We start from the raw sequence: 20,536 nt of genomic DNA, 5'->3' as shown, positions 1-20,536 counted from the left end.
GCGGGGCCCGCGAAGGTGGAACCATCCCAGGCCTGCCGACCTCTCCTTCTGGGGAGTGCCTGGGATGCCGTCCTGGGACGAGAAGCGGGGGAATCGATGTCATCCCGGGACGATGCCGAGGAATTCGCGGCGATGCTGCGGCGCCTGAAGGCGGGCTCCGACCGCAGCTACGCCGCGCTCGCCCGTCGCCTGAACATGAACGCCTCGACGCTGCACCGGTATTGCGCGGGGGAGGCTGTGCCGCTCGGGTTCGCGCCCGTCGAGCGGTTCGCCGCGCTGTGCGGAGCGGATCCGGCCGAACGGGTCGAACTCCACCGCCTGTGGATCCTGGCGGTGGCGGCCCGCCAACGCTCCCGGACGACGGGGGCCGAGTCCGCACGGGACACGGGCGATGCCCGTGCGCCGGAGACCGGACCGGACGCGACGGAAGCCCCGGGGTCCGGGACCGGGCCGGACGCCGCCGAAGCTCTCCTGCCGGCCGGCGGGCCCGACGCCGATGAAACACCGCCGGCGGCGGAAGGGCGGCACACCGCCGACGTCCCGCCGCCGGACACGGACCTCGGGCTCGCTCCTTCGGACCGCCGCACGGAAGGCTCCCCCGGCGCGTCCCCCGTACCGGCCGGAGCACCGCGGACACGCCGGTTCAGGCGTCGTGTCGCGGTCACCGCAGCCGTGGTGACCGCGCTCATCGCCACCCTGGGCAGCCTGTCCGCCCTGCCCTCGGGGCACTCCGGGAAGGACGCCGCCGACCGCGTGGCCGGCGCGCCCACCGCGAAGGCGACGGGCGAACGGCGCGGCTCCGCGACACCGTCCGCGTCCCCCTCGGCCACGCACGGCCGGCCGTCCGGCTCTCCGGCCCCGAGCGCGTCCGGCAGCCGCGCCACCTCACCGAGCCCGTCCACGAGCCCCTCCCCCACCGGCGTCTCCGCCGGGCCCCCGCTCACCTGGACCGTGAACTCCCACCGCTGGGCGGTCGGTTGCGGTCACACCTACGTCATCGACAAGTCGCCCGACCAGGTGCCGCCGCCCCCGGCCCCGCAGGACGCCTCCCCGTGGGCGCGGACGCAGAACGCGGTGCACGGCGAAGAGACGATCGTGGACCTCACCGTGCAGGGGCGGTCCGACGCGGCCGTGGTCCTGGAGGCACTGCGGGTGCGCGTCGTCGGACGCTCGGCCCCGCTGAAGGGCACGGCCTACGCCACGGGCGGGGGTTGCGGCGGCAGTATGGGCGTCGGCTCGTTCGCCGTCGATCTGGACATGGACCGGCCCATCGCCCGCCCGGTCCCGAGCGATGACGACGGGACGGGCTCCCGGACGCTGAGCATGCCCTTCCGGGTGTCCGTGAAGGAGCCCCAGGTGCTGATGGTCGACGCCCTGACCGAGTCCTGCGACTGCCGCTGGTATCTGGAACTCGACTGGTCCTCGCGGGGTCGCACCGGTACGGTCCGGATCGACGACCAAGGTGTTCCGTTCCGCACCAGCGGCATCAAGGGCCTGCCGCACTACTGGTACCGGGCGAACGGCTGGACCCGGATCACCGCCGGCTGAACGAGGCCCGCGGCTCACCCGACGAGGCGCTACGGTCGGGGCACGTTGCGCAGGTTGGAGCGGGCCATCTGCACCATCCGGCCGACCCCGCCGTCCAGCACCATCTTCGACGCCGAGAGCGCGAAGCCCGTCACCATGTCCGCGCTGATCTTCGGCGGGATGGAGAGCGCGTTCGGGTCGGTGACGACGTCGACCAGGGCCGGGCCCTTGTGGCGGAAGGCGTCCTTGAGGGCGCCGGCGAGGTGCTTGGGCTTCTCGACCCTGATGCCGAACGCCCCGCAGGCGCGGGCCACCGCCGCGAAGTCGGGGTTCTTGTTGGTGGTGCCGTAGGAGGGCAGTCCGGCGACCAGCATCTCCAACTCGACCATGCTGAGGGCGGAGTTGTTGAAGAGAACCACCTTCACCGGAAGGTCGTACTGCACGAGGGTGAGGAAGTCGCCCATCAGCATGGAGAATCCGCCGTCGCCGGACATCGACACGACCTGACGCCGCGGATCGGTGAACTGGGCGCCGATCGCCATCGGCAGCGCGTTCGCCATCGACCCGTGCGAGAACGAACCGATCACCCGGCGGCTGCCGTTGGGTGAGATGTAGCGGGCCGCCCAGACGTTGCACATTCCGGTGTCGACCGTGAACACCGCGTCCTCGTCGGCGAGTTCGTCGAGCACCGAGGCGACGTACTCGGGGTGGATCGGGACGTGCCGGTCGACCTTGCGGGTGTACGCCTTGACGACCCCTTCGAGGGCGTCCGAATGTTTCTTCAGCATTTTGTCGAGAAAGCGCCTGTTCCCCTTGGGCCGCACCCGTGGGACCAGACAGCGCAGTGTCTCCCGCACGTCACCCCACACCGCCAGATCCAGCTTCGACCGGCGCCCCAGGTTCTCCGGCCGCACGTCGACCTGGACGATCTTGACGTCGTCGGGCAGGAAGGCGTTGTACGGGAAGTCGGTGCCCAGCAGGATCAGGAGGTCGCACTCGTGGGTCGCCTCGTAGGCCGCCCCGTAGCCGAGGAGTCCGCTCATCCCGACGTCGAAGGGATTGTCGTACTGGATCCATTCCTTGCCGCGCAGCGCGTGTCCGACCGGCGATTTGATCTTCTCGGCGAACTCCATGACCTCGGCGTGCGCGCCCGCCGTGCCGCTGCCGCAGAACAGGGTGACCTTCTCCGCCTCGTCGATCATCGCGACGAGTTCCTCGATCTCGGCGTCGCCCGGCCGGACGGTGGGCCGCGACGTCACCAGGGCGGTCTCGACCGGCTTGTCCGGGGCAGGCTCGGAGGCGATGTCACCCGGCAGCGACACCACGCTGACACCGGAACGGCCCACCGCGTGCTGGATGGCGGTCTGCAGGAGCCGCGGCATCTGCTTCGGGCTGGAGATGAGTTCGCTGTAGTGACTGCACTCGCGGAAGAGCTGGTCGGGGTGGGTCTCCTGGAAGTAGCCGAGGCCGATCTCGCTGGAGGGGATCTGCGAGGCGAGGGCCAGCACGGGGGCCATGGAGCGGTGCGCGTCGTACAGGCCGTTGATGAGGTGGAGGTTGCCGGGACCGCAGGAGCCGGCGCAGGCCGCGAGCCTGCCCGTGATCTGGGCCTCGGCGCCCGCGGCGAAGGCGGCGGTCTCCTCGTGGCGGACCTGGATCCAGTCGATGGCCGCGTTGCGCCGGATCGCGTCCACGACCGGGTTGAGGCTGTCGCCCACGACTCCGTACAGCCGCTCGACCCCCGCGCGGACGAGGATGTCGACGAACTGCTCGGCGACGTTCTGCTTGGCCATGCCGCACACCTCTTCGTGATCCTCGAACCCTCGGGTGTCCCGGGTCCCCCTCGTTCCCCGGCTCATCCCTCGGATCCATGAATTCACACGCGGCGCGGTTACGCCTCCCACACGGCGGCGGCCGTCCGGTCGTCGGCGTACCCCTTGACCCGCGCCGACGCGTCCGCGAGGAACGCGGCGAGACCGGGCGGATCACCCGCCGACCACCGTGTCGTCAGGTACTCGGCCAGCTCGGGCTCGCCGCGCAGCGGCTCCGCGAGGCCGCCCGTGCACAGCAGGAGCGTGTCACCCGGGCGGGCTACGGAGGCTCGGAACCGGAACGGGGCGTGCGGGGGCCTGGGGGCTGGTTCGTACGGGCTCGGAGGCGTCGTGATGCCCAGGTCCATCGTGAGCCGGTCGCCCTCGGGAGTCTCGTGGGGCGGTGACCCGAAGCCGACGACGGCCTCCCCGGTCGTGTCGGCGACCCGCGGTTCGATGTCCTGCCACGCGCCGTCCCGCAGCCGGAACAGACCGCCCGCTCCGACGCCGAAGAAGACCCGGGTACGGCACTCGGGATCGGCCGGCAGCAGCAGACAGCGCAGGCCCGCCGTGTACTCCTCCGGTTCGACGCCCTGCTCCGCCGCGCTCGCCCGCAGTTTGCCGAGGCTGCGGTCGGTGAGCCGGTGCAGTCCCGACTTCAGCTCGCCGCGCCGGGCGGCCCTGATGTCGGCGGCCAGCCGTTCGTGGCTGCGCCCGACGGCCTGCCCGATCCACCGGCACGCCTCCGCGGCCGCCCGGTGCGCGCCCGAGGTGGCGCGCGCGCCCGTCGCCATCGCGACCAGGACGAGCGCCTGCTCACCCGTCCCGAACCGGGCGGTGAGCAACGCGTCGCGGCGCGGCTCACCCCGGTAGCGCGCGGAATCGCCGCGCACGGACACGGCCCGCAGGGTGCTCGTCCCGTACCGTGCGCCGTCCAGCACGGTGTCGGCGACCAGGTCACCGAGTTCGTCGGGCTCGACGGCGGGCAGCGCGGTCGGTTCGGGGTCGTAGGTGGGCGGGCCGGAGCCGACGTGTCCGGCGGGCGGCGGCGGCTCGACGACGGACAGGACCGTCGGCCGGGGCTCGTCCGCCGGCAGGTCCTCGGGGGCCGGCTCGGACGGCGGTGTCCGGAAGCCCCCGGTGGTGCTGGGCAGCGCGTCCGCCGCCGGTGCGGGGGCCGTCGCGTCCGGGCGTACGGAGGGAGCCGACCCGGGTTTCGGCGGCACGTCCGACGGTGTCCTCGACGGAGGCACCGGGGCGGCGGGAGGCGCCGAGGGCGGGTCGCTCCGGGTGTCCCGGGAGGCGTGCGGGGCGGCGTCCTGAGGGGTGAAGCCCGGCGGTTTCGGACCGGACGGCAGGGCCGAGGGGGCGGCGGGTGCCGGACCGGCGGGCGGGAGCTCCCAGGACGGGGGTTCCCAGGGGGTCGGCTCCCACGGGGTCGGCTCCCAGGAAGCGGGCTCCGAGGGGGGCGTCTCGCGGCCGGGCGGGCCGCTGTCCGCGTCGGGCCCCCGCACCGGGCCCCGCTCCCAGCGGCCCGGCCGGGACACGGGCCCGTCGGAGGGCGTCTCCTCGGGCGGGTCGCCGCCGGGCGGGGCGGAGGCCGAGGTGCCGGGTCCCGGGCTCGGCGGCGGGGGCGAGGTCGGCCCGGCCGTGCCCTGGAGTCGCGCCGATCCGGCGGGAGGCTGTTTCGGCAGCGGGGGCGGCCGCTTCCCGGCCTCGGGCGACGAGGGCTCCGCAACGGTGGGAGGCCGCTCGGGGCGTGGCGGACCGTCGAGCCCGCGTGAGCCGGGCCGCGGGACGGACCCGCGCCCCGGGAAGGACCCCGCGTCCGCGGCGGACCTCGGATCGGAGGCGGACCGCGCGTCCGGCGATGTCGGCGTCCGTGGCGGCGTGGGCGGCACGTCCGGCGTGGGCGTTCGTCCCGACCCGGACGGCGGCCGCGATGCCGGTGTACGCCCCGGCGCGGACCGAGCGTCGGACAGCAGCTCTCGCCGGGGCCCGGGACCGGCGTCCGGCCCTGCTTCCGGGCCCGTGCCGAGTCCGTCCCCGAGCGTCCCGGACGCCGACGCGAACCGGTCGTCGAGGGAATCGGGCACGGCCGCGGGCCCCGTGTCCTCGGTGGAGTCGTCGTACAACTGCCGCCACCAGTCGTCCTCGTGACCGGTGGGCTTCTCCCCCTGCTGGCTCATGCTCCCGATTGTCCACCGAGACAGCCGGTTGAAAACGGGGCATCCGGAAAAACCGGCCAAGACGCGGACCGCCGAACGACGAGCCCAGCGAACTGTCGAACGGATGAACGGGCGAACGGGGATCCGTACCGGCGGGTGCGAACGCCTGACCGCCGGGCGGCCCCACCCCCCACGGGAGAACCGCCCGGCGGCGCCTGGGTGACCGGGGCCGCAGCGCACGCCGTGGACCGGCCGACCACGCCGGTCGGCACCTCGGTGACGTGAGCTTGTCAGAGGGGCGGGGGGTACGGCGATGATGTGCCGAGGCGGGTTTGCGCCGTGGCCGATTTCCGCCACGACGCTGCCGGCCGGCCGGAACGCAACCACGGGAAGGGCATCGCCGCATGCTGGGAGCGATAGGTCTGGACGAGACCCACGAAACGGCGTACCGCGCGCTGGTGTCCGTGGGCGCCGCCGAGGTGCCCGATCTCGCGCGCCGGCTCACGCTCGGCGAGCACGAGACGGAGCGCGCGCTGCGCCGGCTGGAGCTGCGCGGCCTGGCCGCCCAGTCCTCGGCGCGGCCCGGACGCTGGGTCGCCGCGCCGCCGGGAGTCGCCCTCGGCGCGCTGCTCACCCAGCAGCGCCACGAACTGGAGAAGGCGGAGCTGGCGGCCGCGCTGCTGGCCGAGGAGTACCGGGGCACGGCGGGCGAACCGGCCGTGCACGACCTGGTCGAGGTGGTGATCGGCGCCGCGGCGGTCTCCCAGCGCTTCCTCCAGCTCCAGCTCGGCGCCGTCGAGGAGGTGTGCGCGCTGGTCACCGGCACCCCGATGGTGGTCTCCGGCACGGACAACGACGCCGAGGAGCAGGCAGCGGGCCGCGGTGTCCGCTACCGCGTGGTCGTCGAGCGGGCCGTTCTCGACCAGCCCGGCGGGATCACCGAGCTGTCGGCCGCGCTCGGCCGCGACGAGCAGGTCCGGGTCGTGGACCGGGTGCCGACCAAGCTGGTGATCGCCGACCGGGCGCTCGCCATGGTGCCGCTCACCTCGCACACCGCGGAGCCGGCCGCGCTGGTCGTGCACGCGAGCGGACTCCTGGAGCTGCTGGCGGGGCTGTTCCACTCCGTGTGGCGGGACGCGCTGCCGCTGCGGCTGGGCAGCCGGGGCGTGCTGGAGCAGGAACCGGACGGCCCCGACACCACCGACCTGGAGATCCTGTCGCTGCTCCTCGCGGGGCTGACCGACGCGAGCGTCGCCAAACAGCTCGACCTGGGCCTCAGGACCGTGCAGCGCCGGGTCAAACGCCTGATGGAGCTGACCGGCGTGACGACCCGGCTCCAGCTCGGCTGGCACGCGTACGAACGCGACTGGGTCGCCCGGGGCTGACCTGCGCCCTGCCGTCCGCTCGGGCAGTCTGGGCAGATGGGAGTGTGGGAACTCCTGCTGGTCGGCGTGGTCATCCTGCTCGGCCTGGTCGGAGTACTGGTGCCCGGTCTGCCGGGGTCGTGGCTCGTCTGGGCCGCCGTGCTGTGGTGGGCGCTGAGCTACCCGCAGACCCTGTCCTGGGCCGTCCTGGTCGCCTCGACGGCCGTCCTGCTGCTCTCCCAGGCCATCCGCTGGATGCTGCCGCCACGGCGGCTGCGCGAGAGCGGCGCCACCACCCGAATGGCGGTGTACGCGGGTGGCGGGTCCTTCCTCGGCTTCTTCCTGGTCCCGGTGGTCGGCGCCGTGGCCGGGTTCATCGGCGGGATCTATCTCAGCGAGCGGCTGCGCCTGGGCGGGCACGGCCCGGCGAAGGCCTCGGTGCGGACCGCGATGCGTGCGGGCGGCTGGAGCGTGCTGACGGAACTCCTCGCCTGCCTGCTGATCCTCGGGGCGTGGCTGGGAGCGGTCATCTGGGGCTGAGGCGCTTCGCCGTCAGGGTCCGCAGGTCGATCGTGTCGGCCAGGGCGCGCATGCCGGCGTCGTTGAGGTGCAGGTGGTCCCCGGGGTCGTAGGCCGGGAGGATCCGGCTCGGGCGGGCAGGGTCGCGGACGGCGGCGTCGAGGTCCGCGACCGCGTCGAAGATCCGATGGGTCCGGATGGCGGTGTTGACGGCCTGCCGCACGGCTTCCCGGGCGGGGGTGTACGCGCCGTGACCGCCGTACGGGGTGATCGTGCCGCCGATGACCCCGATGCCGCGGGCGTGGGCGCGGCGCACGACGAGCCGGTAGGCGTCCTCCAGGGCGCGCGGGTCCGTCTGCTCCGGGGTTCCCTTGATGTCGTTGATGCCCTCCAGCACGATCATCGTGCGGACACCCGCGCGGGAGAAGACGTCGGTGTCCAGGCGGGTCAGGGCGCTCGGGCCCCGGCCGTCGAGCAGGAGGCGGTTCCCGGAGATCCCCGCGTTGAGGACACCGGGCCTGCGGTGCGCGGGGAGCCCGCGCAGCCGGGCGGCGAGCCGGTCGGGCCAGCGGTGGTTGGCGTCGAACGAGGAGCCGGTGCCGTCGGTGATCGAGTCGCCGAGCGCGACGACACTGCCCGCGGCCGAAGCGCCGAGCACGTCGACACCGGTCACGTAGTACCAACTGCTGACCCTGGCGGTGTAGGCCGCGCCGCTCTCCTGGGCGGTTCGATCGACCCCGGGCGCGACGAAGCTGGCCTGGAGCGCGGAGCGATGGTAGGTCGCCGGGCCGGAATCGTCCGGAGTGTGCACCGAGACGAGCAGGTTGGCGTCGGCGGGGACGCGCAGCGCGACGGGGTCGCCGACCAGGTCCCGGCCGGCCGGGACGGTGACCGATCGGGCTCCGGAGAAGGTGACCTCGCGCACGGAGCCCGCGACGGCCCGGGGGCTCCCCGGCTCGCCGGGAAGCTGCAACGCCAGGGTCACGGAACCGAGCCGGAGCGGCCGTGTGCCGAGCCGGTTGGACAGCCGGACACGCGCGGCCCCGCCGCCGACGCTGGTGTGGACGACATTGCGGATCGAGGCGCCGGGCAGCGCGGGCGCGGTACCGGAGGGCGCGGCCTCCCAGGTCCCCGTCCAGGTCCGGGCCGGATTCGGGGCGCTCCGGCCGGGCGTGGACCGCGCTTCGGCGATCACACCGGTGGAGGCGAGGACCAGGACGGTCGCCAGAGGAACGAGGAGACGCCGGAACATGATCGCGCGGGACATGCGGCGATCGATTCCCCACCCGCGCGCCCCCGCATCACATCATCACACCGTCGGACGCGCCCGAACGGGACCGACCGGGGCCGCAGGCACCCGAACCGCACCGCCAGGGCCGCAGGCGCCCGAACCGGACCGGCCGGGACCGGACGCACCCGAACCGGACGGGACCGGATGCGGCCGCTTCTCCTCCTCCGGTCCTAGGACCGCAACCCGATGCGCCGGGGGGCGGTGGCGTGTTTGGCTGCTGTCATGACCGAATTCAGTGAGGCCGAGCGCGCGTATCTGAGGTCGCAGCGACTGGGGCGGCTGGCCACCGTCGACCCACTCGGGCAGCCCCAGGCGAACCCCGTCGGCTTCTTCCCCCAGGAGGACGGGACCATCCTGATCGGCGGCTACTCGATGGGCGCCACGAAGAAGTGGCGCAACCTACGGAAGAACCCGAAGGTCGCGCTCGTCGTCGACGACATCGTCAGCGTCCAGCCGTGGAAGGTCCGGGGGGTCGACATCCGCGGAGAGGCGGAACTCCTCACCGGCGCCCACGACTTGGGCCCGCACTTCAGCGAGGAACTGATCCGGATCCATCCCCGGCGGATCCACAGTTGGGGTCTGGAGGACTGAACTCCCCCGCCGCCGCCCTCAGATGGAGGACGGCGTACGAGCGCCAGGGCCGCCAGGTGTCCGGGGCGTCCGTCCCGGGCGGTGCCACGTCCGGGTCGCCGAGGGCCCGGGTGCGGATGACGGCGGCGGTGCCCTCGTCCATGCCGGGCAGCGCGAGCAGCGCCGCCCGCGCCTCTTCGCGGTCCGCGCCCGGGTCGAGCCGCAGGGTGCCGTCGGCGAGCGCCGCGGTCAGCGCGCCGAGCGGTCCACCGGGCTCCGCCTCCGCGAGGACGGCGGCCTCGGGGAAGACATGGGTGAGCGTCTCGCACTCGGCGTCCAGCGTCCTGCCGTACCGCAGCACCAGCCGCTCGGCCTCCGCCGCCCCGACCAGCGCCCGTACCGCCAGTTCGTCCGGATCGGCGGTGCCCGGCGAGCGCAGGCCCGGCCGCGCCGCGACCAGCGGACCCAGCCGCGCGTCCGCTCCCAGCCTCTCGTCGACGGCGTACGGATCGGCGTCGAGGTCGAGGAGCCGGCGCAGTCGCTGCACGGCGGTCGTGAGGTCCCGGAGATCGGTGAGGTGCAGCCGGGCGTCGAGCCAGCCTCCGGGGTGGGCGGCGTCGGCGGGGCCCGGTGCTCCGTCGGTCCGGCCCGTCGCGCCGGACCGGGGGCGGCGGCCCGCCGGGGTGCCCGGCCGTTCCTCGACGGCCACGATTCCCGTGCCGTACGGCAGCCGCAGCGTCCGGCGGTACGTGCGGCGGCCGCGGCTTCCGCCGACGGCCTCGACACCCGGGACGGCCTCGGCGGCCAGCAGGTCGAAGACGGGGGTGGACTGGTAGGGGCCCCGGTGGGCGAGCCGGAGCGGGACTCCCGCGGCGGGGGTGGCCGCGCTGCGGGCGGCGGAGGCGCCGCGCGGCGCCGCGGCCCGCAACTGGCTCGGCGTGGACGCGTAGACCGTGCGGACCGTGTCGTTGAACTGGCGCACGCTGGCGAACCCCGCCGCGAACGCGATCTGGGTGACGGGGAGTTCGGTGGTCTGGAGGAGGATCCGCGCGGTGTGCGCCCGCTGGGCCCTGGCCAGCGCGACCGGACCCGCGCCGACCTCCGCCGTGAGCTGCCGCTGGACCTGGCGGGTGCTGTACCCGAGCCGCGCGGCGAGGCCGCCGACGCCCTCGCGGTCCACCACTCCGTCGCCGATCAGGCGCATGGCGCGGCCGACGACATCGGCCCGTACGTTCCAGGCCGCGGAGCCCGGCACCGCGTCCGGGCGGCATCGGCGGCAGGCCCGGAAACCCGAGCCCTGCGCGGCGGCGGCCGTCGCGTAGAACCGCACGTTGCGCCGCTTCGGCGTCACGGCGGGGCAGCTCGGCCGGCAGTAGATCCCGGTGGTCCGCACGGCGAAGAAGAACTCCCCGTCGAACCGGGCGTCCCGGCTCCGCACGGCCTCGTACCTGGTGTCCTCGTACCTGGTGTCCTCGGCGTTCACCGTTCCAGTGTGACCCCGCCCGAACGACAGGGCTGGCGGAAATCGGACACGGCACCCGGGCCCGGTGGACCGGGGTGGAGGACCGTGGACCGGGCTGGAGGGCCGGGAGCTCCCGGCCCTCCACCCGTGCCCGGCTACCGGCGGCCCCGCTTGGCCTCCATGGCGGCGCGGCCCTCCGCTCCCTTGCGCTTCCAGTCGCGGCGGATCTCGGCGCGCACCCGGGCGTCCGTCTTGGCGACGATCCGCTGGTTCTCGCGGAGCAGCTTGCGGTAGCTCTCCAGCCGCCGCTCCGGCAGGTCGCCGGAGTCGACGGCCGCGAGCACCGCGCACCCGGGCTCGGCGACATGGGCGCAGTCCTGGAAGCGGCAGTCGGCGGCGAACTCCTCGATCTCGGAGAACACCTGCCCGACCCCGCTCCCGGCGTCCCACAGCCCCACTCCGCGCAGCCCCGGAGTGTCGATGAGGACACCGCCACCGGGCAGCACGAGCAGGTTGCGGGTCGTCGTGGTGTGCCGTCCCTTGCCGTCCATGTCGCGGGTCGCCTGTACGTCCATGACGTCCACGCCGACCAGCGCGTTGGCCAGGGTGGACTTGCCCGCGCCCGACTGGCCGAGCAGGACGGCCGTACCGCCCGCGAGCACGGCTTCCAGGACGTCGAGACCGGCTCCCGTCGAGGAGCTGACGGCGAGGACGGTGACCCCGGGCGCGGAGGTCTCCACGTCCTGGACGAGATGCGCGAGGGTCGCCGCCTCCGGAACCAGGTCGGCCTTGGTGAGGACGACCACGGGCTGCGCGCCGGACTCCCAGGCCAGCGCGAGGAAGCGCTCGACGCGGCCCAGGTCGAGCTCGACGGCGAGGGAGACGGCCACGACGGCGTGGTCGACGTTGGCCGCGAGGATCTGCCCCTCGGACCGCTTGGAGGAGGTGGAGCGCACGAAGGCCGTACGGCGGGGCAGATACGCCCGTACGTAGCGCGGGTTGCCGGCCGGTTCGACGGCGACCCAGTCACCGGTGCACACGACGCGCAGCGGATCGTGCGGTGTCACGAAGGCGGTGTCGGCGCGGATGACGCCGTTCGCGGTGGCGACGTCACACTGGCCGCGGTCGACGCGGATCACCCGTCCGGCGACGAGCCCTTCGGAGTCGTAGGGAGCGAACTCGTCCGCCCAGGCGTCGTCCCAGCCGTACGGGACGAGCGGGGAGAGCTCCAGAGAGGCGGACGGAGTCGGGAAGGCGGAGCTGGAAGTCAAGGGAGACCCTTCACAAGGGCGGCCCCGGCGACGCGCACTGCGGCGCGAAGGAAGGAGGAAGGTCAGCCGGCGGCCACGGAGGTGGACTTGATGCACTTCTGAATGCGGGCAGCGCCCATCGCAACGACAGCCATCGGTCACACCTCCTGGTACTCGCTCGAGACCCACGCCTCGATGCCGACACGTGAACTGTATCGGGGGCCCCCGCGGACCCGTCAATCGATTTAAATGCCCCGATCAGATGTCCCGCCGGGTCACCGTGCCGTCGTACAGCGCCCGCCATTGAGCGTGAAGGCGTCCGGAGCGGAGTTCCCGCCGCTCCAGCTTCCGTTGAAGCCGACCGTGAAGGACCCGCCCGCGGCCACGGACTTGTTGTAGTCCTTGGCGGAAGCGGTCACCCGGGAGCCGGTCTGGGCGACGGTGCCGTCCCACATCTGCGTGACCCGCTGGCCGTCGTCGAAGGTCCAGCCGATCTGCCAGGTGTCGAGGGCCTCTTCGGACGTGACGGTGACGGTGGCCTGGAAGCCGTCCGTCCACTGGTCGACGAGGGCGTACGTCGCCTCGCAGGTCGCGGGGCTCCTCGTGGCGGGCGCGGGCTGTGTGGAGTCCTTGGATCCCGGGGCCTTGGCGGTGGCGTGCGCGGGGGACGACGAGGACGTGCCCTGGGGCTCGGGGCCGGACTTCGAGCCCGCGTCGGTAGTGGCGTCCACGGGCTCGGGCGAGACGAGCGAACCCTCGGCACGGGTGGTCGCCGCCGGGGAGGACCCGCCCGGGTCGGCCACCGGACGGCGGTCGGCCGCGTCACCGCGCGCGGAGGCGGCGCCACTGCCGCCGGTGCCGAAGGGCATCAGGGAGACGGTGAGGGCGAGGCCCGAGACGATGACGGCGGCGACCAGCAGTCCGGTGCGGCCGATCCGGGGCGCGGCCTCCTTCACCTCGGCCAAACCGGTGTCCGCGGCCGCGTCCGTACGACCGCCGGCCAGCCCGGCCTCGGCGGCGCGGCGCCTGCGTTCCAGATAGGCGAGGCCGCCCCAGCCGATCACTCCTCCCGCGAGCGCGGCGGGGAGTCCGCCGCCGTGCAGCCGCAGACAGGCCGCGGCCTCCGCGCACTCCACGCACCGGGCGAGGTGCTGCGAGAGGTCCTCGGGCGTCTCGGCGCCCGGCGAGCGGGTGACCGCGTCGAGAAGCCGGGCGTAGCTGCGGCAGTCGGCGTCCATCGGGGTGTCGAGGTGGTTGCGGTGACAGCGGTCCCTGAACAGCGCCCGGACCTGGCCGAGTTCCTCGGCGGCCGCCACCGGGTCGAGAGCGAGCCGCCGGGCCACCGCGGGCAGCGGGAGGGCCTCCACCTCGACCAGCCACAGCAGGGCGGCGTCGGGTTCCTGAAGGTCCCTCAGACCTCGCAGGGCGACCGGGCGGTGCAGCGGCGGCCCCGTGTAGCGGGCGGCCTTCTCGGAGTTGAGCCAGAGCCTGAGGTCCGGGTCCAGCCGGTGTCCCTGGCCGTGCGCCTCCCAAGCGGCGGCAGTGGTCCGAACCGAGTTCAGGAGCAGGGGAATCCGGGGCAGCCCGGGGTTTCTGCGGCCCGTGGTCTTCGTACGGGCCGCGGCCGAGCGCGCCTCGTGGATACCGTGGGTGAACGCCTCGGTGGCGAGCTGGGTGGCCGCGGCGGAGCCGGACGTGCACAGATCGGCGTACGACAGGACGGCGTCCCAGCACTCCGAGAACAGCGCGGCCTCGGCGGCGTCCTGGGGGGTCGGCAGGTCTGGCATGGGGGACTCCTGCATCCACGGCTTCCGCGTGCAACGTCACACAAACGCCCAACTCACCTTTTTTCAGCGGGAGTTGAGGGCGTCTCGACAACGGGCCAGAGCCTTTCACGGTTCCGACACAACTGACAAGCGACGCCGTCACATCATGCGGTCGCGCGATCACAGGACGGCCGGCCGAACGCCGGCGACCTCGGTCCGGTCTCCGGCTGCCCGAGCCGGGACTCGGGTGGCCCGAGTGTCGTACGGAACGCCTGCCCGGCGGGACCGAACGCTTCAACTTTCACAGAACGCCCACTGACCCCCGCTCCCCCACCCGACACCCCACTCCCGACGTGCGACACCCCACTCCCGACGCGCGACGCACACCGCTCGACGCACGACGACCCGGACGTCGGGACGACGTCCGGGTCGTGCGGGGCGCCCCGAGGGCACGGGTCTCACACCTGGGAGACCGGCTCCTGCGCGGGGAGGCTGTCCATGAAGGAGCTGACGGAGAAGACCGCGCGGCCCGGGCCGGGCTCTCCGTAGCCGGGCGGCGACTTGAGCCCGAAGTCGTCCATAGTGGCGCGGTACGCCTCCAGCAGACGGATGTGGTACTCCAGCGGCGCGCCGTGCGGGTTGGCCTTGCCCAGCGGGGTGGTCGGCTCGGGGCACCAGGTGGTGAAGCGGGGCGTGATGCCGTGCGACATGAAGAAGCGCAGCCCCTCGGTCGTCGAGGCGATGGCCTCGTCGACGCTGGTGAAGCCGAAGGGCTCGGCCATCTCCACGCCCGCGACGAAGTTCGGGATCACATTGCGGGCGCCGAAGATCTCGGCGGAGTCCAGGATGCGCTTGTGCCACTCGTCCCGGCCGACGTAACGCTCCTTGCCGGGGCAGTACAGCTCGAACAGCCGGCGGTCCCACACCTCGTAGTTCGGGTGATAGATCTGCACGCCGTAGTCCTTGAACCGCTGCACGTCGTCGCGCGGCAGCGCCTGGGCCACCACCTTGCCGATCCAGCGCCCGGGGAACCTCTCCTCGATGGCCTTGGCGTAGTGGCCGTAGAAGTCGGCCTCGTCGCGTCCGGCCACCGTCTTGGTGATCGCGCCGCCGGTGAGCGTGTACGCCGTCGACGCCTTCGCGGTGTCGTACCGGTCGATGATCTCCAGGGCCTCCAGGACCTCCTCGACGTCCTTCACCCCGGTGTAGGGGCGGCCCGCCGCCTTGTGCTGGCGCCAGTTGTGGTTGATGTCGCAGTACTGGCACTCCTCCTTGGCGCCGAAGTACTGGCAGACCCGGAAGACGGTGAGGTAGATCAGGTAGCCCCACTGGATCGTGGGGGCCACCTCCATCACGGACTTTCCGTTGGAGAGGGTGTGCCGGTAGTACTCGGGCATCGGCGGCACGCCGACGTCGGAGATCCGCTTCCCGTCGAGGTACAGGCCGAGGACGCCCTCGTCGTCGGCGGCGACACGGTAGGGCGAGGCGGGATTGACCCGCACGGACACGACGGTGCGCCGCAGGTCGTACGGGCCTCCGGTGAGGATGATCTCCTCGGGCGGGCGCCGGAGCGCGGCCTCGCCCAGCTCGGGGAGGGTGCCGTGGTCGAAGGAGAAGATGAAGTACGACTTCGGCTTGACCTCGCCGCCCTCGTTGTCGCTGAGGGCGGACGCGTCGAAGGCCACGCCCCCGCGGAGCAGGTCCTCCTTGATGACGGCTTCCCGTGGCACGTGCGGGAACCGCTCCATCAGATCCTCGACCAGCGCGGTGCGGCTGCCCATCCCGTTCTCCTCGCTCCCGACCTGCTTCGTCCGACGTGTTCGACTCCTCACGGTATGCCCCCGCCCGGACATCGGCCGTGCCGGGTCCCCCCGCGCCGCGGGAGGCCACCGCCGCGCCGGATCTCGTTTGCTCCGTCCGGGCGCCGCTGCGAGAGTCGTCGCCATGCCTGCCTTCACCTCGTACGACGGGACCGAGCTGACCTTCGACGCCTACGGGGACGGGCCGCCGGTGGTGTGTCTGCCCGGCGGGCCGATGCAGGACTGCGCGTACCTCGGTGACCTGGGCGGACTGTCCGCGCACCGGCGGCTGATCATGGCGGACCCGCGCGGCACGGGCGGGTCCGCGATCCCGGCCGACCCCGCCTCGTACCGCTGCGACCGGCTCGTCGACGACGTCGAGGCCCTGCGCGAGCACCTCGGTCTCGGCCGGATGGACCTGCTCGCGCACTCCGCCGGGACGAATCTGGCCGTCCTGTACGCGCAGCGGTATCCGGAGCGTGTCGGGCGGCTCGCGCTGATCACCCCGAGCGTCTTCGCCCTGGGGATCGAGATCACTCCGGAGGTCAGACGGGCGACGGCACTGCTCCGCGAGGACGAGCCGTGGTTCCCGGAGGCGTTCGCGGCCCTTGAGTCGATCGTCGCCGGGAAGGGCGACGCCGCCGCGTTCCGAGCGATCGCCCCCTTCTGGTACGGCCGTTGGGACGAGAGCGCGCGAGCGCACCGGGACGCGGAGGACGCGCACAAGAACCACGAGGCCGCGGCCCGCTTCTCCGACGGCGCGTTCGCGCCGGACGCCACCCGGGCGGCCCTCGCCCGCCTGGCCTCCCCGGTGCTCGTGGTCGCCGGAGAGGCCGACCTGAACTCCCCGGCGCCCGCGATGGCCGAGGTCGCCGCCCTGTTCCCGCGCGCCGAGCTCGTCGTACAGGCCGGGGCCGGACACTTCCCGTGGCTCGACGATCCGGAGCGGTTCACGGCGACGGCGGAGGCGTTCCTGGCCCGGCCCGCCCGCTGACGGTCCGGCCCGCCCGCTGACGGCCTGGTCCGACGGCGTACACCCCGCCGGGTGAGGGGGCAGGTCGCTCCGGCGAGGGTGCCGAGCCGTTCGGCGACGCCGGTGGCGGCGTGCGACGCCGCCGTCAGGCGCTCCGGTCCAGCTCCGCCACGTCGATCCTGAACTCCGGCGTCCGCCCGGACAGCAGGCGTTCGGCCTCCGCCAGCACGGTCAGGCCGAGGCGGGCGACCTCGTTGCCCTGCGAGCCGGCCAGGTGAGGGGTGACGAAGGCGTTCGGAAGGTCGTACAGCGGGGAGTCGGCGGGCAGCGGCTCGGGGTCCGTGACGTCGAGGATCGCGCCGACACGTCCGGCGCGCAGCGCCTCGATCAGGGCGTCGTGGTCGACCAGGGAGCCGCGCGCGGTGTTGACGAGCACCGATCCGGCGGGCATCAGGGCGAGTTCGCGGCGGCCGATCAGATGCCGGGTCTCCGGGGTCTGCGGGGCGTGGACGGTGACGATGTCGCTGCCGGCGAGCAGTTCGTCGAGCGGCAGCAGGGGGACACCGAGGGCGGCCGCCCCGGCCTCGTCGACGTAGGGGTCGGCGAGGTTCACCGACAGGTCGAAGGGGCGGAGCAGTTCGATGAGGCGTCTGCCGATGCGGGAGGCGCCCACGATGCCGACGCGGCGGCCGAAGTTGCCGATGCCGGGGAGGATCTCGCCGTAGGGGAAGGCCCGTTCGGCACGCAGGCGTTCCCGGTGGGCGAAGACGTCCTTGCCCGCGAGCAGGATCATGGCGAGCGTGTACTCGGCGACGGGCAGCGCGTTCGCGGCGGCGGCCGAGGAGACGACGATGCCGCGCTCCCACACCTCGGGGGTCGCGAAGCCCTTCACGGAGCCGGCGGCGTGGAGCACGGCCCGAAGCTTCGGAGCGGCGTCGAGCGCGGCCGCGTCGAGGCGGGGGCACCCCCAGCCGGTGATCAGGATCTCGGTGTCCGCGAGCCGGGCCCGTACGCGCGGATCGGCGAAGTCGCCCGCCACGAGCGAGGGATCGACGTCCACCCGCTCGCGCAGCCGGGCGAGGGTGTCCGGAGGGAAGATCAGCGGCACGTTCTCGGGGGTCATGGCGAACATCGCCACGGGACGCCCGAAGGGCGGCTCCACTGGACGTTCAGGCAAGGAGGTGGCCTTCCCATTCGGCGGCTCCGAGGACAGCAAGCGCTCTCTACCGTAGGTCGCGCCACGCGGGCGGGTCAACGGACCGGTCTGCCACCGCGACGGACCGACGGGATAGGTTCCCCCCGGTGGTCATTGCATGGGCCACGCACAGCCACTCGCGGGAGGGACGACAGGGATGACTCGGACCCTGACCAACTGGGCCGGCAACATCACGTACGCGGCCAAGGAGCTGCACCGGCCCTCCTCGCTCGACGCGCTGCGCGCGCTGGTCGCGGACAGCTCCCGTGTCCGGGTGCTGGGCAGCGGGCACTCGTTCAACGAGATCGCCGAGCCGGGCGCCGACGGCGTCCTGCTGTCGCTGGCCGGGCTGGAGCCCGCGGTGGACGTCGACACGACGGCCCGCACGGTACGGGTCTCGGGCGGGGTCCGGTACGCCGAACTCGCCCGCCGGGTGCACGAGCACGGACTCGCGCTGCACAACATGGCCTCCCTTCCGCACATCTCGGTGGCGGGTTCGGTCGCCACCGGCACCCACGGGTCCGGGGTCACGAACGGGTCGCTCGCCGCCGCCGTGCGCGAGGTGGAGCTGATCACAGCGGACGGCTCCTCCCTGGTGATCGGCCGGGGCGAGGAGCGGTTCGGCGGCACCGTGACCTCGCTGGGCGCGCTCGGTGTGGTCACCGCGCTCACCCTCGACCTGGAACCGGACTTCGAGGTGAGCCAGCACGTGTTCACCGAACTCCCGCTGGAGGGGCTGGACTTCGAGACGGTCGCGGCATCCGCCTACAGCGTGAGCCTGTTCACCGACTGGGGGCGCCCCGGCTTCCGGCAGGTCTGGCTCAAACGGAGTACGGACCGGCCGTCGCCGGACTTCCCGTGGGCGGCGCCCGCGACCGAGGCCCTGCACCCGGTGCCGGGCATGCCCGCCCGCAACTGCACCGAACAGCTCGGGGTACCGGGCCCCTGGCACGAGCGACTGCCGCATTTCCGGGCCGAGTTCACGCCGAGCAGCGGGGCCGAGCTGCAGTCGGAGTATCTGCTGGCGCGATCGGACGCCCTGGCGGCGCTGCACGCGCTGGACGCGATCCGCGGGACGATCGCCCCGGTGCTGCAGATCTGCGAGGTGCGGACCGTGGCCGCCGACGAGCAGTGGCTGAGTCCCGCGTACGGCCGGGACTCCGTGGCCCTGCACTTCACCTGGGTCGAGGACACCGAGGCCGTACTGCCGGTGGTCCGGCTGGTCGAGCGGGCGCTGGAGCGGTTCGGGCCGCGGCCGCACTGGGGAAAGGTGTTCACCGTGCCGTCGGCGGTGCTGCGCGAACGGTCCCCGCGACTGGACGGGTTCAGGGCGCTGGCCGGCGAGCTCGACCCGGCGGGGACCTTCACCAACGCCTTCGTGCGGGACTTTCTCGGCCCCCGCCCCTGACCTCCTCCACCCCGGCCGCCGCCCTTCCTCCACCCCATTTCCTAACCCCTTGTCGAATGTCCCCGGCGGGCCATAGCCTGGCGCGGCGCGCAGGGGCCGACGCGCCCGGCAACCGGTGCGCGGGAGCGAGGGGAGCCCCATGAAGCGCGGTACATCACGTGACATCCGCACCGCGAACCGGTACGAGGTGCTGCGCCAGATCATCGCCGAATCCCCCACCTCACGGCAGGAGCTGGCGGCGGCGACCGGGCTCAGCCTGGCCACGGTCGCGACGCTCGTCGGTGAACTGCTCGACCTCAGGATGCTGACCGAGGTCGGCTTCGAGGACTCCGCGGGCGGCCGTCCGCGCGGGCTGGTGGCGGTGAACGCGGCCGGGGGCGCCCTCATCGGCGTCGACATCGCGGAGACCTACGTCCGTGTCGAGCTGTTCGACCTGGCCCTGAACGTGCTCGCCCGCGCCGACGAGGACATGCGCCCCGGGGAGAGCCGGCCGGAGCAGGTGGTCGGCCATGTCGCGGCCGCCGTCGGCTCGGTGGTCGCGCAGGCCGGGGTGGAGGGCGCGCGGGTCCTGGGCGTGGGGGTCAGCGTCCCCGGACAGGTCGACCGCGACACCGGGATCGCGGAGTACGCGCCCAACTGGGACTGGCACGACGTGCCGTTGCTCGATCTGCTCGCGGAGCACATCGCCTACCCCCTGTATCTCGACAACCCGCTGCGCGCCTGCGCGGTCGCCGAGCTGTGGTTCGGCGCGGCCCGCGGACGCGGTGACGCCGTCGTGGTCAATCTGGGGACGGGCGTGGGTGCCGGTCTCGCGCTCGGCGGCGGACTGCACCGCGGTGTCAGCAACAGCGCCGGCGAGTGGGGCCACACCACGCTGGTACTGGACGGCCGGCTGTGCCACTGCGGCAACCACGGCTGCGTGGAGACGTATGTCGGGGCGCCCGGGATCATGCTGAACCTGCGGGAACTGAGCCCCGGGAGCCCACTGTTGCATCCGGAGGACCAGACCGCCACCATCGACGCCCTCGCGGCGGGTGTCGCGGCGCAGGACCCGGTGGCCCTCAAAGTCGTGCGCGACACCGCCCGTTATCTCGGCGCCGGGATCTCCGACCTGGTCAACCTGCTCAACCCCGAAGTGGTCGTGCTGAGCAGTTGGGTCGCGGCCACGCTCGGGGAACCGCTGCTGCGGGAGGTGCGCGAGGCCGTCGCCCGGCACGCGCTGCGACGTCCGCTCGCGGTCACGGAGATCGTCCTGTCGCCCATTCCGACGGACCCGGTCTGTCTGGGCGCCGCCACGTTCGCCCTCGAAGGGGCACTCCAGTCGGTCGGCCAGCGGCAGGCCAGGCGGACCGCCCCCGCCCGGAGTCGTACGACGCCTCCGGCCTGACCGCCGGAAACGGTCCCAACGGCGCGACACACGCCAAGTGCCGCTA

General features: G+C 73.4%; 15 protein-coding genes. 7 read left to right on the top strand and 8 right to left on the bottom strand.

All coding sequences use genetic code 11. The features are described 5' to 3' along the window. Positions 1–96: 96 nt before the first annotated feature. Complete coding sequence (locus tag ACWEBX_RS07145; protein ID WP_451883893.1) at positions 97–1,548, top strand: helix-turn-helix domain-containing protein; 1,452 nt, start codon at positions 97–99, stop codon at positions 1,546–1,548. Positions 1,549–1,577: 29 nt separating this feature from the next. Here the strand turns inward: ACWEBX_RS07145 and ACWEBX_RS07140 are convergent, their stop codons facing one another. Together ACWEBX_RS07140 and ACWEBX_RS07135 are read right to left on the bottom strand one after the other, a co-directional pair. Next, positions 1,578–3,320, bottom strand: a complete 1,743-nt coding sequence (locus ACWEBX_RS07140; RefSeq protein WP_451883892.1) for a pyruvate dehydrogenase — start codon at positions 3,318–3,320, stop codon at positions 1,578–1,580. 98 nt (positions 3,321–3,418) lie between these two features. Then, entirely contained in the window at positions 3,419–5,527 is a 2,109-nt protein-coding gene (locus tag ACWEBX_RS07135; protein ID WP_451883891.1) for a protein phosphatase 2C domain-containing protein, read from the bottom strand. A 383-nt stretch (positions 5,528–5,910) separates the two neighbouring features. Here ACWEBX_RS07135 and ACWEBX_RS07130 point away from each other — a divergent pair, with 383 nt between their 5' ends. Continuing rightward, complete coding sequence (locus ACWEBX_RS07130; RefSeq protein WP_451883890.1) at positions 5,911–6,891, top strand: helix-turn-helix domain-containing protein; 981 nt, start codon at positions 5,911–5,913, stop codon at positions 6,889–6,891. A gap of 36 nt (positions 6,892–6,927) precedes the next feature. Then, complete coding sequence (locus ACWEBX_RS07125; RefSeq protein WP_451883889.1) at positions 6,928–7,410, top strand: DUF456 domain-containing protein; 483 nt, start codon at positions 6,928–6,930, stop codon at positions 7,408–7,410. On the opposite strand, the gene ACWEBX_RS07120 is transcribed toward ACWEBX_RS07125, so the two are convergent. Further along, positions 7,397–8,656, bottom strand: coding sequence for an SGNH/GDSL hydrolase family protein (locus ACWEBX_RS07120; RefSeq protein ID WP_451883888.1), 1,260 nt, complete (start codon positions 8,654–8,656; stop codon positions 7,397–7,399). The genes ACWEBX_RS07125 and ACWEBX_RS07120 overlap by 14 nt on opposite strands. 246 nt (positions 8,657–8,902) lie before the next feature. Between ACWEBX_RS07120 and ACWEBX_RS07115 the strand changes: the two genes are divergently transcribed. Continuing rightward, positions 8,903–9,271, top strand: coding sequence for a PPOX class F420-dependent oxidoreductase (locus ACWEBX_RS07115; RefSeq protein ID WP_451883887.1), 369 nt, complete (start codon positions 8,903–8,905; stop codon positions 9,269–9,271). Here the strand turns inward: ACWEBX_RS07115 and ACWEBX_RS07110 are convergent. The 4 genes from ACWEBX_RS07110 to ACWEBX_RS07095 form a co-directional block, all read right to left on the bottom strand. Continuing rightward, positions 9,210–10,733: an AlkA N-terminal domain-containing protein gene (locus ACWEBX_RS07110; RefSeq protein ID WP_451883886.1), complete on the bottom strand. Its 1,524-nt coding sequence runs from the start codon at positions 10,731–10,733 to the stop codon at positions 9,210–9,212. The genes ACWEBX_RS07115 and ACWEBX_RS07110 overlap by 62 nt on opposite strands. A 134-nt stretch (positions 10,734–10,867) precedes the next feature. Then, positions 10,868–11,983, bottom strand: a complete 1,116-nt coding sequence (rsgA, locus tag ACWEBX_RS07105) for a ribosome small subunit-dependent GTPase A (RefSeq protein ID WP_451883885.1) — start codon at positions 11,981–11,983, stop codon at positions 10,868–10,870. A 254-nt stretch (positions 11,984–12,237) separates the two neighbouring features. Further along, positions 12,238–13,749, bottom strand: a complete 1,512-nt coding sequence (locus tag ACWEBX_RS07100; protein ID WP_451883884.1) for a cellulose binding domain-containing protein — start codon at positions 13,747–13,749, stop codon at positions 12,238–12,240. A 437-nt stretch (positions 13,750–14,186) separates the two neighbouring features. Continuing rightward, positions 14,187–15,509 (bottom strand): radical SAM protein, encoded by a 1,323-nt coding sequence (locus ACWEBX_RS07095; protein ID WP_451883883.1) that lies wholly within the window; start codon positions 15,507–15,509, stop codon positions 14,187–14,189. Between the two features lie 163 nt (positions 15,510–15,672). On the opposite strand from ACWEBX_RS07095, the gene ACWEBX_RS07090 reads away from it, so the two are divergent. Then, the gene (locus ACWEBX_RS07090; RefSeq protein WP_451883882.1) at positions 15,673–16,521 is read left to right on the top strand and encodes an alpha/beta fold hydrolase; all 849 of its coding nucleotides are present in this window, start codon (positions 15,673–15,675) and stop codon (positions 16,519–16,521) included. Between the two features lie 124 nt (positions 16,522–16,645). On the opposite strand, the gene ACWEBX_RS07085 is transcribed toward ACWEBX_RS07090, so the two are convergent. Next, positions 16,646–17,623 (bottom strand): hydroxyacid dehydrogenase, encoded by a 978-nt coding sequence (locus tag ACWEBX_RS07085; RefSeq protein ID WP_451883906.1) that lies wholly within the window; start codon positions 17,621–17,623, stop codon positions 16,646–16,648. 229 nt (positions 17,624–17,852) lie between these two features. Here ACWEBX_RS07085 and ACWEBX_RS07080 point away from each other — a divergent pair, with 229 nt between their 5' ends. Both ACWEBX_RS07080 and ACWEBX_RS07075 read left to right on the top strand, forming a co-directional pair. Beyond that, on the top strand, positions 17,853–19,103 hold the full coding sequence (locus ACWEBX_RS07080; RefSeq protein WP_451883881.1) for an FAD-binding protein: 1,251 nt from the start codon (positions 17,853–17,855) through the stop codon (positions 19,101–19,103). Between the two features lie 139 nt (positions 19,104–19,242). Then, positions 19,243–20,490: an ROK family transcriptional regulator gene (locus tag ACWEBX_RS07075; protein ID WP_451883880.1), complete on the top strand. Its 1,248-nt coding sequence runs from the start codon at positions 19,243–19,245 to the stop codon at positions 20,488–20,490. The last annotated feature ends 46 nt before the right edge of the window (positions 20,491–20,536 follow it).

Source organism: Streptomyces sp. NPDC005070 (genome assembly GCF_053600395.1).
This window is presented reverse-complemented; position numbering and strand designations above follow the sequence as displayed.

Coding starts and splice junctions, on each gene's coding strand:
- ACWEBX_RS07095 (WP_451883883.1), bottom strand. CDS start 15,509: ATGGGCAGCCGCACCGCGCTGGTCGAGGATCTGATGGAGCGGTTCCCG.
- ACWEBX_RS07140 (WP_451883892.1), bottom strand. CDS start 3,320: ATGGCCAAGCAGAACGTCGCCGAGCAGTTCGTCGACATCCTCGTCCGC.
- ACWEBX_RS07125 (WP_451883889.1), top strand. CDS start 6,928: ATGGGAGTGTGGGAACTCCTGCTGGTCGGCGTGGTCATCCTGCTCGGC.
- ACWEBX_RS07135 (WP_451883891.1), bottom strand. CDS start 5,527: ATGAGCCAGCAGGGGGAGAAGCCCACCGGTCACGAGGACGACTGGTGG.
- ACWEBX_RS07145 (WP_451883893.1), top strand. CDS start 97: ATGTCATCCCGGGACGATGCCGAGGAATTCGCGGCGATGCTGCGGCGC.
- ACWEBX_RS07080 (WP_451883881.1), top strand. CDS start 17,853: ATGACTCGGACCCTGACCAACTGGGCCGGCAACATCACGTACGCGGCC.
- ACWEBX_RS07130 (WP_451883890.1), top strand. CDS start 5,911: ATGCTGGGAGCGATAGGTCTGGACGAGACCCACGAAACGGCGTACCGC.
- ACWEBX_RS07085 (WP_451883906.1), bottom strand. CDS start 17,623: ATGACCCCCGAGAACGTGCCGCTGATCTTCCCTCCGGACACCCTCGCC.
- ACWEBX_RS07120 (WP_451883888.1), bottom strand. CDS start 8,656: ATGTCCCGCGCGATCATGTTCCGGCGTCTCCTCGTTCCTCTGGCGACC.
- ACWEBX_RS07115 (WP_451883887.1), top strand. CDS start 8,903: ATGACCGAATTCAGTGAGGCCGAGCGCGCGTATCTGAGGTCGCAGCGA.
- ACWEBX_RS07090 (WP_451883882.1), top strand. CDS start 15,673: ATGCCTGCCTTCACCTCGTACGACGGGACCGAGCTGACCTTCGACGCC.
- ACWEBX_RS07075 (WP_451883880.1), top strand. CDS start 19,243: ATGAAGCGCGGTACATCACGTGACATCCGCACCGCGAACCGGTACGAG.
- ACWEBX_RS07100 (WP_451883884.1), bottom strand. CDS start 13,749: ATGCCAGACCTGCCGACCCCCCAGGACGCCGCCGAGGCCGCGCTGTTC.